Annotated in this window: 11 protein-coding genes and 1 pseudogene; 8 read left to right on the top strand and 4 right to left on the bottom strand. The window is 68.7% G+C overall.

Annotated elements, in window-relative coordinates:
* Positions 1 to 6: 6 nt before the first annotated feature.
* A complete protein-coding gene (locus PIGHUM_RS18635; protein WP_124081227.1) occupies positions 7 to 942 on the top strand; it encodes an electron transfer flavoprotein subunit alpha/FixB family protein in 936 nt (311 codons plus the stop codon).
* 44 nt (positions 943 to 986) lie between these two features.
* On the opposite strand, the gene PIGHUM_RS18630 is transcribed toward PIGHUM_RS18635, so the two are convergent.
* Genes PIGHUM_RS18630 through PIGHUM_RS18620 form a run of 3 tightly spaced genes read right to left on the bottom strand, consistent with a single transcriptional unit; the run spans position 987 to position 3,914 of the window.
* A complete protein-coding gene (locus tag PIGHUM_RS18630; RefSeq protein ID WP_124081226.1) occupies positions 987 to 1,730 on the bottom strand; it encodes an enoyl-CoA hydratase/isomerase family protein in 744 nt (247 codons plus the stop codon).
* Entirely contained in the window at positions 1,727 to 2,878 is a 1,152-nt protein-coding gene (locus PIGHUM_RS18625) for a CaiB/BaiF CoA transferase family protein (protein WP_124081225.1), read from the bottom strand. The genes PIGHUM_RS18630 and PIGHUM_RS18625 overlap by 4 nt, the downstream gene beginning before the upstream one ends.
* Before the next feature lie 55 nt (positions 2,879 to 2,933).
* Positions 2,934 to 3,914, bottom strand: a complete 981-nt coding sequence (locus PIGHUM_RS18620; RefSeq protein WP_124081224.1) for a D-2-hydroxyacid dehydrogenase family protein — start codon at positions 3,912 to 3,914, stop codon at positions 2,934 to 2,936.
* 275 nt (positions 3,915 to 4,189) lie between these two features.
* Between PIGHUM_RS18620 and PIGHUM_RS18615 the strand changes: the two genes are divergently transcribed.
* Genes PIGHUM_RS18615 through PIGHUM_RS18600 form a run of 4 tightly spaced genes read left to right on the top strand, consistent with a single transcriptional unit; the run spans position 4,190 to position 9,839 of the window.
* On the top strand, positions 4,190 to 5,827 hold the full coding sequence (locus PIGHUM_RS18615; RefSeq protein ID WP_124081223.1) for a thiamine pyrophosphate-dependent enzyme: 1,638 nt from the start codon (positions 4,190 to 4,192) through the stop codon (positions 5,825 to 5,827).
* 60 nt (positions 5,828 to 5,887) lie between these two features.
* Positions 5,888 to 6,925, top strand: a complete 1,038-nt coding sequence (locus tag PIGHUM_RS18610) for a Bug family tripartite tricarboxylate transporter substrate binding protein (protein ID WP_124081222.1) — start codon at positions 5,888 to 5,890, stop codon at positions 6,923 to 6,925.
* Between the two features lie 32 nt (positions 6,926 to 6,957).
* Positions 6,958 to 9,195, top strand: coding sequence for a CaiB/BaiF CoA-transferase family protein (locus PIGHUM_RS18605; protein ID WP_124081221.1), 2,238 nt, complete (start codon positions 6,958 to 6,960; stop codon positions 9,193 to 9,195).
* Positions 9,192 to 9,839 (top strand): glutathione S-transferase N-terminal domain-containing protein, encoded by a 648-nt coding sequence (locus PIGHUM_RS18600; RefSeq protein WP_160142350.1) that lies wholly within the window; start codon positions 9,192 to 9,194, stop codon positions 9,837 to 9,839. Before PIGHUM_RS18605 ends, PIGHUM_RS18600 begins: the two co-directional genes overlap by 4 nt.
* A 7-nt stretch (positions 9,840 to 9,846) precedes the next feature.
* Here PIGHUM_RS18600 and PIGHUM_RS18595 read toward each other — a convergent pair whose 3' ends face one another.
* On the bottom strand, positions 9,847 to 10,644 hold the full coding sequence (locus tag PIGHUM_RS18595; protein WP_124081219.1) for an IclR family transcriptional regulator: 798 nt from the start codon (positions 10,642 to 10,644) through the stop codon (positions 9,847 to 9,849).
* A gap of 183 nt (positions 10,645 to 10,827) precedes the next feature.
* On the opposite strand from PIGHUM_RS18595, the gene PIGHUM_RS18590 reads away from it, so the two are divergent.
* From PIGHUM_RS18590 to PIGHUM_RS18580, 3 genes and pseudogenes are all read left to right on the top strand, one after another.
* A complete protein-coding gene (locus PIGHUM_RS18590; RefSeq protein ID WP_124081218.1) occupies positions 10,828 to 12,000 on the top strand; it encodes a CaiB/BaiF CoA transferase family protein in 1,173 nt (390 codons plus the stop codon).
* Complete coding sequence (locus tag PIGHUM_RS18585) at positions 11,997 to 12,572, top strand: cysteine dioxygenase family protein (RefSeq protein WP_124081217.1); 576 nt, start codon at positions 11,997 to 11,999, stop codon at positions 12,570 to 12,572. The genes PIGHUM_RS18590 and PIGHUM_RS18585 overlap by 4 nt, the downstream gene beginning before the upstream one ends.
* Positions 12,573 to 12,792: 220 nt before the next feature.
* Positions 12,793 to 12,989, top strand: a pseudogene (locus PIGHUM_RS18580) (ABC transporter substrate-binding protein); the annotation flags it as partial.

Raw genomic sequence — 12,989 nt, 5'->3', positions numbered from 1 at the left:
CGAACCATGACCGCACTCGTCATTGCCGAACACGACAACGCTTCGATCAAGCCCGCCACCCTGAACACGGTCGCCGCCGCCCGGGCTTGCGGCGGCGAGGTCCACGTGCTCGTGGCCGGCGACAACGCCGCCGCGGCCGCCGCGGCCGCCGCGCGGATCGCCGGCGTGGCCAAGGTGATCCACGCCGACGGCGCGAGCCTGCGCGACGGCCTGGCCGAGAATCTCGCCGCGCAAGTGCTGCAGCTTGCCGGCGGCTACGCCCATATCCTGTTTCCCGCCACGGCCGGCGGCAAGAACGTCGCGCCGCGCGTGGCTGCCAGGCTGGACGTCGCGCAGATCAGCGACATTACCAGGGTCGATGGCCCCGACACTTTCGAACGCCCGATCTACGCAGGCAATGCCATCGCCACCGTACAGTCGGGCGATGCCGTGAAAGTGATCACCGTGCGCACAACGGGGTTCGACGCTGCGGCCGCCACAGGAGGCGAAGCCGCCGTCGAAACCGTGCCCGCCGTTGCCGATTCGGGCAAGAGCAGCCTGGTGGGTCGGGAGCTGACCAGGAGCGACCGTCCCGAACTGGCGGCGGCCCGCATCGTCGTTTCCGGCGGCCGGGGCCTGGGCAGCGCCGAGAAGTTCCAGCAAACGATGACGCCGCTGGCCGACAAGCTGGGCGCGGCGATCGGCGCGAGCCGCGCGGCGGTGGATTCGGGCTATGCGCCCAACGATCTGCAGGTCGGCCAGACGGGGAAAATCGTGGCGCCGCAGTTGTACGTCGCGGTGGGAATCTCCGGGGCCATCCAGCACCTGGCCGGAATGAAGGACTCCAAGGTGATCGTGGCGATCAACAAGGACGAGGAGGCGCCGATTTTCGCGGTCGCCGATTACGGCCTGGTGGGCGACCTGTTCACGGCGCTGCCCGAGATGGTCGCGGCGCTGGACTGAGAGAGGGCCCCTGGGGCGGCTTTCTCCGCCGCCCCGGGGGTGGGTCACCGCGCGGCCCTCGCTTGCAGCTGCCTGGCCCGGTAGGCCTCTATGCGCGCCTTCAGTCCGGGCCGGGCGGCGGACCGCACGAGCGTCGCGAGCTCCGCGTCGCCGGCCGAGGCGACCGCCGCGCGCAGCGCCGCCATGGTGGTCCGGTCGACCGCGGGAGGCGGTAGGCAGGCCAGCCACGCGTCTCGGTCGAGCGAGTCGAGCCGCATGCTCAGCAAGCCCGTGTCGAGGGCCGCCGCAGCGTCGAGGCTGGTGCTTTCCACGGCCATGCGCCATGCGCGATCGCCCCCCACCCGCGCGGCCAGACGCGCGGTGCCCAGCACCAGGCCGAACCCGGCCCCCGGGAAGCGTACCTGGGTATCGTCCAGGCCGAGCCGCAGGTCGCAGGCGGTCATGAGGTCGGCGCCCGCTCCCCAGGTACGGCCGTGCGCGATCGCCACGGTCCGTACCGGCGCGGTCCACAGGCGCTGCAGCAGCAGTTCGATGCGCACGAACCGGTGCAGCAGCGAGGCGTCGGATTCGTCGTCCAGGTCCGACAGGTCGAAGCCGGTGCAGAAGTGCCGGCCCGCGCCGCCCAGCACGAGCGTGTGGACGTCGTTGCGCGAGACGGCCTCGTCCACCGCAGCGATCAGCGCTTCGACGGCTTGCGCGGACAAGGCATTGCCCTTGGCGGGCTGCTGCAATTCGAGCGTGGCGATGCCGTCGTCCACGCCGCAATGGATTTGCGCGCCGGTGTTCATGCCGTCACCTTGTGCGCGTGGCGCAGTTCGTCCGTGTGCTGCCCCAGTTCGGGCAGGTCCGTGCGCACCGGCACCGCGGCGCCGTCCAGGCGGATCGGGCAGCCCACCGTGCGCGTGGCGCGGCCGTTCGGAAGGGCAATGGGCCGGACCAGTTCCAGATGCTCGCTCTGCGGGTCAGCCAGCGCGGACTCGTAATCGTTGATGGGGGCGCAAGGGACGCCCGAGGCGGCGAAGCGGTCCAGCCAACTGCGCGCCGTCGAGCGCAGGAAACGCGGCTGCAGCAGCGCGGCCAGTTCGGTCTGGTTGGCCGCCCGCAGCGTCGTCGTGCGAAAGCGTTCGTCGTCCACGAGGGTCGCCAGATCCATGATCTCGCAGACGCTCTGCCACAAGCGGTTGTTGCCCGCGGCGATGACGAACCAGCCGTCGCTGGCCTGGAACGCCTGGTAGGGCGCGTTGCGGGGATGGGCGGAGCCCAGCGGGCGAGGATTGCGGCCCGAGCCGAAGAACTCGCTGGTCTGCAGTGCGCCGACCGCCAGGGTGGTGGCGAACATGGGCACGTCGATGTGGCCGCCGTGGCCGCCGGCGCGCACGCGGGCCACGAGGCCGGCGATGGAATAGGCCGCATACAGGCCGGCGGTGAAGTCCGAGATGGGAACGCCGCATTTGACGGGCGCGCCGTTCTCTTCGCCGGTGACGCTCATGACGCCGGCCGCGGCCTGGACGGAAACGTCGAATCCGCCTTCGGCGGCGCGCGGGCCGGACTGTCCGTAGGCGGAGATGGAGCAATAGACCAGGCTGGGCTTGCGCTCCCGGAACCACTGCCATCCCAGCCCCAGCCTGTCCATGACGCCGGGCCGGTTGTTCTCGACGAGCACGTCGGCGGCCAGCACGAGTTCGCGCGCCAGCGCGAGATGGGCGGGGTCCTTCAGGTTCAGCGCGGCGGACCGCTTGCCGCGGTTCAACGAAGCGAAATTCTCGCTGTAGCCGTCCGTCAGCGGAGGCCATTGGCGCAGCGTATCGCCTTCCGGGGGCTCCACTTTGACGACTTCCGCGCCGAAGTCCGCCAGCAGCATGCCGCAGAACGGTCCTGCGGCGACTTGGCAGAACTCGACCACTTTGACGCCCGAGAGCGGGAGATGTGTGTCCATGATTCGGTTTCTCAGGGGGTGTTCCAGGCGGGATCGCGTCGACGTGCTTGGCCGCTCATCGGGCGCGCCCGCATGCTTCCGGGTTGACGATGTTGGTGGTGTCGCCAGCGGCATAGGCCTTGATGTTGCCGAACGTGATGCTGAAATAGCGCTCGTAGCTGTCGCGGTCGGCAAATCCCAGGTGCGGCGCGCACACCGCGTTGTCGAAAGCCAGCAGCGGGTGGGACGCTCCCAGGACGGGCTCTTCTTCGTAGACGTCGACGGCGGCGTATCCGGGCCGTCCCTGCTTCAGCGCTTCCACCAGCGCGCCCGGCGCCACCAGCTCGGCGCGGCTGGGATTGACGAACAGCGCATCGCGTTTCATGGACAGGAGATCGTCGAGCGTGACGATGCCCCGGGTGGCCTCGTTCAGGCGCAGGTGTATGGAGAGTACGTCGGCCTCGCGGAACAGGGCGGCCTTGTCGGGCGCGGTGTCGTAGCCGTCGGCGGCGGCCTTGGCAATGGAGTTGCCGGTGCCGGACACCAGTACCCGCATGCCGAACGCGGGCCCGATATCGGCCACCATTTTTCCCAGCCTGCCGTAGCCGTATATGCCCAGGGTCCTGCCGGCCAGGCAGCCTATGCCCAGCGACGTCTGCCAGCGGCCCGCCCGCAGCTGGCGCTCTTCCAGGCCCAGCTTGCGCATCGAGGAGAGGATCAGCGCCCAGGTCTGCTCCACGGTGGCGGGGGAATAGCCGGGACCGCCGTCGGCCACCGCGATGCCATGCTCGGTGCAGGCGGCGATGTCGACGTAGCTGCCCGGCCGGCACACGCAACTGACCAGGCGCAGGGCCGGCAGTCTTTCGATCAAGGCGCGATCGAGCGTGGTGCGGTCGCGGATCAGCACTACCGCTTCGGCCCCCGCCAGCCGCCGCACCAGTTCGTCCGCGTCGCGGACCGTGTCGTTGTAGACGGTCAGTTCGTCGCCGGCGAGCAGGCTCGCGCAATCGAGCGTCCGGACCTCATCCTGGTAGTCGTCCAGCACGACGATTTTCATGGCTTTCTCTCCTGTCTTGTGCGGTTGGCCGTCGCTGCGCGCAGGCAGGCGAACGGGTCGGGCCGAGCGCTGCCGTTGTTGCCATTGGCGGTTCGGCTGGAATCAAATGTGGAACACTGGACCAAATTGGTCGGTGCGCGCACAGTATGTCCCGACGGCAATTCGAGCGTTGTCTTACGTCGAAAAATCTGTGCGCAGCATAGCTCAGTTTCTTATACAGTTACAGCGTTTCATTATTTGGAACAGCAGAGAACCCAAGCGAGAGGAATCAGGACATGGCAACGGCTGGACAGGCGGTCACCGAAGTGCTCGTCAAACATGGCGTCGATCGGGTCTATGCGCTGGCGGGAGAGAGTTTCCTCGGCGTGCTCGATGCTTTGCGGCAGGAATCCCGCATCGACGTGGTGACCGTCCACCACGAGGGGTCGGGTGGTTTCATGGCGGTCGGGGACGCGCGCCTGACCGGCAATCTCGGCGTCCTGATGGTCAGCCGGGGACCCGGCGCCACCAATGCGTCGATCGCGCTGCACACCGCCAAGGACGACGCGGTGCCGATGTGCCTGATCGTCGGCCAGGTGGGCCGCAAGTTCCTGCGGCGCGACGGCTTCCAGGAGATCGACTACGCGAACGTGTTCGGCGACATCGCCAAGTGGGTGGTGGAGATATCCGACCCGTCGCGCACGCGGGAGTTGCTGGCGCGCGCCATCCAGGTCGCGTACAGCGGCACGCCGGGCCCGGTCGTCGTAGTGCTGCCGGAGGACATGCAGGCCGATGACGCGGGGCAGTCGCCCATGCCGCCGGCCTATCGCCGTCCCTATAGCGCGCCGGATGCCGGCGCGCTGGACGAGATCGCCGCCATGCTGGCCAAGGCCGAACGGCCGCTGTTCATCGCCGGGGGCGAGCTGGCCACCGACGCGGGCCGCGCGGCGCTGCTGCATTGCGCGCAGGCCTGGGGCATCCCGGCCACGGTGACCTTTCGCCGCCACGACCTGTTCCCCAATGCCGACCCGCTGTTCGCCGGCGACCTCGGCCTGCAGACGACACAGGAACAGATCGCCGCCTTCCAGGAAAGCGACCTCATTATTGCCGTGGGCACGCGGCTGGGCGATCTGTCTACGCAGGGCTATACCTTTCCCGATAATCCCAAGCCGCGCCAGCCCTTCGTGCACGTCTATGGCGACGCCGCAGTCATCGGCCGGCATTTCGTGCCGGACATCGGCATGGTCTGCGATGCCGCGCAGTTCCTCGGCCAGCTGGCCGTCCGCGCGGACGCGGGCGCGGCCTCGCGCAACCGCCCCTGGGCGCAGCGGCTGCGCGCGCTGCGCACGGCCGTAACGGCGTGGAAGCCGAAACGCGCCGACGACGGCATCGTGTTCGGCAACGTCGTCGCGGCGCTGGGCCCGCGCCTGGCCAAGGACGCCATCGTCGTGCTGGACGCCGGCATGGCGGCCGCGCAGGCCTACCGCTACATCGAATGGACGCCCGCGCAGCGGCTGCTCGCGCCGATCACGGGCTCGATGGGCTTCGGCATTTCGGCCGCGATCGCCGCCGCGCTGCGCTATCCGGGCCGCGAGGTGATCCTGATCGCGGGGGACGGCGGTTTCCTGATGAGTTGCGCCGAACTGGCCCTGGTCAACGAGCGCCGCCTGCCCATCCGTTTCATCGTCGCCAACAACCAGTCCTACGGCGTGATCCGCCTGCACCAGGAGGACTGGTACGGCCCGCTCGACCACATCGGCACGGATCTGAGCACGCCCGATTTCGCCATGCTGGCCCGGGCCTTCGGCCTGGGAGCCGAGACCGTCGCGGCCGAAGAGGACGTCGGGGCCGCACTGGACAGGCTCATGGGGGCCGACGGGGCCGCGCTCGTCGAGATCAAGACCAGTTTGTACGCGCAGTTGCCGCCCAGGTAGCACCCACCCGTTCATACCACCGAAGCGCGCGACCGAGCGCGCCCCCATCAGGAGACAACGATGTCAGGCACGAAAAAGCTTCATCTCGAAAAGCTGCACCCCGATATGCCGTCTACCCGGCGCGGCGTGCTCAAAGCAGCGTGCGCGGCCATCGCGCTGGCCGGCACCGCCACCTCGCTGCCGGCGCGCAGCCAGGCCAAGGACTATCCTTCCAAGCCGATCCGCTTCATCGTGCCGTTCGCGGTCGGCGGAACCACGGATGTGCTGGCCCGCGTGATCGGCCAGCAATTGACCCAGGCGTGGGGGCAGGCGGTCGTGATCGAGAACAAAGGGGGCGGGGGCGGCATGATCGGGACAGACCTGATCGCGCGGGCGCCGGCCGACGGCTACAACATCGGCATGGTCGCGTCGTCGCACGCGGTGCAGCCTTCCATGAAGCCGCTGCCGCCCTACGACGCGCTCAACGATTTCACCTTCATCACGCTGGTCGCGCGCATTCCCAAAGTGATCATAGGCAAGCCCGACGTGCCCGCCTCCAACCTCAAGGAGCTGATCGAGCTGGCCAAGACCAACCCCGACAAGTACGCCTCGTACGGAACGTCCGGCATCGGCTCGGCCTCGCACCTGACGATGGAGCTGATCAACGAGAAGACGGGCTCGCGCTTCGTGCACATTCCCTACAAGAGCACCGGCACGGCGCTGTCGGACCTCGAGGGCGGACAGTTGCCGCTGGTCGTCGCCGACATCAGCCTGGTGATGCCGCTGGTCAAGGCCGGCAAGGTGAAGGTGTTCGCGACCACCGGCGAGTCGCGCCTGCAACTGCTGCCCGAAGTGGGTGCGATGAACGAGTTGCTGAAAGGGCAATCGACCTACGAAACCTACGGGATCGTGGGCCCCAAGGGCATGCCCGCCGACATCGTGCGCAAGCTGCAGGCGCAGGTGCGCAAGATGTTCGAGCAGCCTGAGCTGCGCGAACGGTATACGAGCGTGGGCATGGAACTGCCGATCATGCCGCCCGAAGAATACCGGGAGTTCGTCAAGAACGATATCGCGCATTGGGCCCGCATCATCGACACCTCGGGCGTGACCCTGAATTGAGCGAGGAGGTCTTGACGGGAGCGGACGGACATATGGGCACCAGGTTTCTGGACGATGTGCTGGTCGTCGAGCTGGGAGAACGGACCGGGGTCGGCGCGTGCGGGTCGCTATTGGCCGAGCTCGGCGCCGAAGTCGTGGCGGTCGAGCCGCGGGACGGCGCGGCGGGGGAGGGAACGAAATGGCGCCGGCGTGCGCTGGCGATGGCGGGCAAGCACAGCGTTGCCGCGCCTGTGTCCGCCGAGGACGCCTGGCTGTCGGCGCTGATCGCGCGGGCCGACGTGATCCTGCTGTCGTCCGACTGCCAGCCGGCATGGGCGGCGGACGCGGCCGCGCGGGCGGACCGCGCGGTGGTCTGCGACATCACCGCGATGGGGCGGCCGGCTGCCGGGTCGGGCTTCGTGCCGGACGCGCTGGTGCAGGCCTTGTGCGGCATCGTCGATACGACGGGCGAGCGCGACGGCGCGCCGACGCTGTGCGAGGCGCCCGTCGTCGAGGACATGGCGGCGCTGTATGCGCTCACGGCTGTGCTGGCGGGCCTGCGTGCGCGGCGCGGACATGGCCGGCGCGGGCGCGCGGACATTGCACTCTACGATTGCGCCGTCAGCGCGCTGGCGAGCTTTTTGCCGCAGTACTTCGCCGGCCGGCAGCCGCAGCGCATCGGCAACCGGCACCCGGCGATGTCGCCCTGGAACGGCTACCAGGCGTCCGATGGCTGGGTCCTGCTGAGCACGGGCTCGGACGAACAATGGCTGCGCGTATGCGAGCTGATCGGCCGGCCGGAACTTGGACGCGATCCGCGCTACGCGTCGCCGGAAGGACGCGTACGGAACAATGACGAGGTCGACCGCATCGTCGAGGCCTGGACCCGCGAGCATACGGTCGATGCCTGCGTGGCCGCTTTCAACGCCGCCAAGCTGCCGTGCGGGCCGGTCTACCAGTTGGCGGATCTATTCGATGACGCAGCTTTGCGTCATCGGGACATGGTGCATCGGCTGGACGCCGCGGGCGCTTCCCTGCGCCTGCCCGGCTCGGTGTTCCGCGGCAGCGCCGCGCGGGGAGCGGCCAATGCCGCCATACCGGAGCGGGACGGCAGCAGGCGCTGGCTGGATGAATGGATGGCGCGGCGGCCGGCGGACCGCGCCGCGGCGGCCGCCGTGGACGATGACGGGGGCGGCGGCGCGAAGCCGCTCGCAGGCCTGAAGGTGCTCGAACTGGGCAGCTACACCACGGCGCCGATCTGCGGCCGCCAACTCGGCGCGCTGGGCGCCGACGTGGTCAAGATCGAGCCGCCGCAGGGCGACCTGTCGCGGCCGCTGACGCCTACCCGCGAGGGCCAGGGCTATTTCTTCACGATCAGCAACAGCGACAAGCGCTCGCTGCGGATCGACCTGCGCACCGATGACGGCAAGGCGCTGTTTCGCGCACTGCTGGCGCGCGCCGACGTGCTGGTCGAGAACCTGCGGCCGGGGTCGCTGGCGAAGATGGGTTTCGATCCCGGCACGCTGCTGGAGATCAATCCACGGCTGGTTTCCTGCGCCATTACCGGCTTCGGCGGAGATTCTCCCTATGCCGGCCTGGCGGCGATGGATACGACCGTGCAAGGCATCTCGGGCATCATGGATCTGGCCCGGAGCGAAGGCCGGCCCTACAAGATCGGGATCTCCATCGCCGACATCGTCGGCGGCCTGTTCGGACTGGCCGCGGTCATGGCGGCGCTCGCCTATCGGGACGTACACGGCTGCGGCCAGCACGTCGATATCTCCATGCAGGACGCCACGGCGTGGCTGACGCGCGCATCCTGGAACGACGCCGGCGAACCGGATCCGGCGCATGCCGTGGTGGGGTGCGAAGACGGCTATCTGCTGGCCGAGTCCGGCGCCCGTCTCATGGCGGAGGCATTGCAGGCGTGCGGATGCGCGCGCCAATGCGGACAATGGCGCAGCGCGCTGCCGAGGGCCTTGCTGGCGGCGTTTCTTGTGAATCGCGGCATTGCGGCGGCGCCGGTGCTGTCGGTGGCCGAAGTCGTGGCCGATCCGCGATGCACGGCGCGCGGCCTGTTGGTCGAAGGGCGGACCGGCAGCGGCGAGACCTGGCCCTTGCTGGCGTCGCCCATCCGTTTCGACACCATGCTCGTGCAAGTGGCGCGGGCGCTGGGCGCGATCGGTTCGGACGGGCCGCAGGTGCTGGCCGACTGGATCGGCGCGGTTCCGGGCCGGCACGGACCGGAAGGCTTGGTTGCGGCTGGCGACAGCCTGGGGGAACGTACATGAAGGAACTCGAGTCGCTGCGCCCGCAGTGCGTGGTCGGGACGCCGTTGAGCCCGTTTACCTGGAAAGTCAGGATCGCCCTGGCCGAGGCGGGCGTGGACTGCCCGCTCGCCGTGCATCGTCCCAACCTTCCCGATACCCAGGTGCCCGACTTCAACCCGCTCGGCAAGGTGCCGGTGCTGGTCATGGACGATGGCTGCACGCTGTTCGATTCTCGCGTCATCCTGGATTTCCTGAAGGCGCTGAAGCCGTCCACGCCCCTGCTGCCCGACGACGGGCCGGCGCGCGTCATGGTCAGGCGCTGGGAGGCGCTGGCGGACGGGATCTGCGACAGCGGCGTATTGCTGATCAACGAACTGGACCGGCGCGCGCCGGCCGAGCGCAGTCCATGGTGGATCGAGCGGCAGCAGGGCAAGATGGAACGCGCCATCGACGCGATGGCCGAAGGGATCGGACAGCGCCGGTACGGCGTGGGCGATGGCCTGACGCTGGCCGACATCGCCTGCGTGGCGGCGCTGGTCTTCGTCGACACCCGCTTTGCGCAGATCGCGTGGCGCGGCCGCCATCCCGGCTTGGCCGCATACGCCGACCGCCACGCGCAGCGCGCAGCGTTCCATGCGATCCTTCCGGCCCGCGATACGGCGTGACGCCGTCTCAGCGCTTGCGCGCAATCATGTAGTGCGTGATCTGGCCCAGCATCTGGGTGCCGCTGCCGCCCCCCAGGTCGGCGGAAATTTCGCTGGCGGCGGCGATGACCTGCTCGGAGAAAACCTTGATCCGCGCCGGCTTGAAACGGTTGGCCGGACCGGACAGGCCGAGGGCGGCGATCACGTGGCCGGAACCGTCGACGATGGGCGCCGCCACGCCGTAGACGCTGTCGCGCCATTCGCCGCGATTGACCGCATAGCCCTGGCGGCGGATCTTGTCGATCTCCAACTGCAGGCGCCGCGGCACCGTGATCGTCGCGTCGGTGTAGCGCTGCAGGCGCTCGGCCACGCGCCCGATGAAGGGTTCGGACTGGAATGCGAGCATGGCTTTGCCGGTCGCGACGCAGTAGACCGGAACACGGCCGCCGATCTGGGTGTAAGCCCGCACGGGGTTGAGGCTTTCGATCTTGTGGACATAGACCACTTCGTCGTGGTCGAGCACGGAAAGATGCACGCTTTCGCCGCTGTCTTCCATCAGCGTGTTCATCCTGGGCTCGGCGATGCGGCGCAGGTCGAGCTTCTGCAGCACCGCCGAGCCGAGTTCCCACATCTTGATCGAGGCGTTGTAGCCGCCGGTGGCTTCGTCACGGATCACGTAGCGCAGCTCGGTGAGCGCCTGCAGCAGCCGGTGCACGTTGCTTTTGGCCATGCCGAGCCGGTTGGCGATGTGGGTGAGGGGCTGGGGGCGGTCCGCATGGGCCAGCAGCTCGACGACCTGCAGCCCTTTGATGAGCGTGTTGTTCATGGCGATCTCCCGTACCGGCCTGTGCAGCGCGTGCCGGCCAGGCAATCCATGAGTTATCAAATATGGAACTGTTGGATTGAATTTTAGAACGAGCCTATGCTTTGCATCAACACATGCGAGTCGCGGCGCAGGCATCGGGCGCCTGGCCTGTGAATCGCGCATCATCGGAAACGAAGGGAATCCATGGATCAGCTCACCGAAGGCAAGCTTCCCCTGCACGGCGTCAAGGTCATCGAGCTGTGCGCCGTCGCGGCCGGGCCGTTCTGCGGGATGCTGCTCGGCGACATGGGCGCCGACGTCCTCAAGATCGAGCCGCCTTCCGGCGACACGCTCAGGCAGTGGCCGCCCATCACGGACGGCTTCAGCGAGAACTTCGCTTCGCTCAACCGCAACAAGCGTTCGGTGGTGCTCGACCTGAAACGGCCCGAGGACCGGGACCTGGCGCGCGCGCTGATGCTGGAGGCCGACGTGGTCGTCGAGAACAACCGGCCCGGCGTCATGGACAGGCTGGGCCTGGGAGCGGCGAGTTTCGCCGAGCAGCGCCCCGATCTCATTTTCTGCTCGATCTCGGCCTACGGGCAAACCGGCCCGCGCGCCTCCGAAGGCGGCTTCGACCTGACCATCCAGGCGGCGGCGGGAGTGATGAGCGTGACCGGCGAGCGCGATGGCCAGCCGGTCAAGTGCGGCGTGCCCATCTCCGACTTCGCCTCCGGCCTTTATGCGGCCTTCGCCATTGCCTGCGCGCTGGTCCGGGCGCGCGCCGGCGAGGGCGGCGCGCACGTGGACGTGCCGATGTTCGGCTGCACGCTGGGCATCGCCGCGTTGCAGACCAGCGAATTCTTCGGCACGGGGAAAAGCCCGGTGAAGCTGGGATCGGCGCACCCGCGCAACGCGCCTTACCAGGCATACCGGGCTGCCGATGGCTGGTTCGCGATCGCCGCGGGGAACCAGAAACTCTGGCTGGCGGTGTGCCAGGCGGTGGGCCGGCCCGAACTGGCCGCAGACCCGCGGTTCCTGGATACGTCCAGCCGCGCCGGGAACCAGGAGGCGCTCAAGGAAATCCTGGAAGCGGTCTTCCTGCATCATGGCGTCGATCACTGGATCGGCGTGTTCAACCGGGCGGGCGTGCCGCATGCCCGCATCAACGACTATGCGGCCGCGTTGGCCGACCCGCAGTCGGTCCACATGGGCTGGGTGCAGGAACTCGCCCTGCCGAACGGCTGCGTGACGCAAACCTTCGCGTCGCCGCTGCGCTTCGACGGCGCGGGTTTTCCGGTGCGCAGCGGCCCGCCGGAGCACGGCCAGCACACCGATGAGGTCCGTGCGGACTTCGCGCGCAAAGGGGCCGCATCATGAGCGAACGCCTGCTGGAACACGTTGCCGCGGTGACGCGGGTGGTCGAGGCCCATGCCGCCGAGCCGCAGCGCATACTGGACGAGAGCGCCGCGCTGATGGGCCGGCTGGTGGCCGCGGACGATTGGCTGCCCGAAGAAATGGCCGCCCCGCATCCGGATTTCTACCGCCAGTACCTGCTCTACGGCGATCCGCTCGAACGCTTTTCGCTCGTCAGTTTCGTCTGGGGGCCGGGCCAGCGCACGCCGGTGCACGATCACTGCACCTGGGGCGTCATCGGCATGCTGCGCGGCGCCGAAATCGATCAGCGTTATCGCCGCGCGGAAAGCGGCCTGGCCCCGGACGGGCCCGCGCGGCGCCTGGGGCCGAGCGACGTGGCGACGCTGTCGCCCGCCGCCGGCGACATCCACCAGGTGCGCAACGCCTACGACGACCGCGTCTCGATCAGCATCCATCTGTACGGCGGCAATATCGGCCGAATCGCGCGCCATGTCTTCGATCCCGCGTCGGGAGAGGGCAAGCCCTTCGTGTCCGGCTATTCGAGCCATCTGGTGCCGAACCTGTGGGCGCTCTGAGAGCGCTTTCCCGCGCGCGCGGGGACACCTCGGAACGCATCCGGGCGCGGTACCGCGCCGTGCCGATCACGCGCCTGCCCTGACACGGCGGCACACCACCGAATCCTGCGACGGCCGGACCGCCCATGGCGGCATCCGGGCGCCGCGGAGCACCTGACGCGCATGAACAAGCCGCGCAGGGAAGTATGGGCAACCACCAAGACAAGTCGAGGAGACAGGCATGAAAAGGTACTGGAAAGCCGCGGCGCTGGCCGCAGCGCTGTATTGGACCGGACCTGCGCAGGCGCAGGGACAGGACGCGCCGATTCGCATCATCGTTCCGTTCGCTCCCGGCGGCACCGTGGACGTGCTGGCGCGCGCCATGTCGCAGGAAATGACCAAGGGGATGGGCAGGACGGTGATCGTCGAGAACCGGGC

This window comes from Pigmentiphaga humi, from assembly GCF_900606115.1.
Lineage (GTDB): Bacteria > Pseudomonadota > Gammaproteobacteria > Burkholderiales > Burkholderiaceae_B > Pigmentiphaga > Pigmentiphaga humi.
The sequence above is the reverse complement of the archived record's forward strand: the minus strand, read 5'-3'. Positions and strand labels throughout refer to the sequence as shown.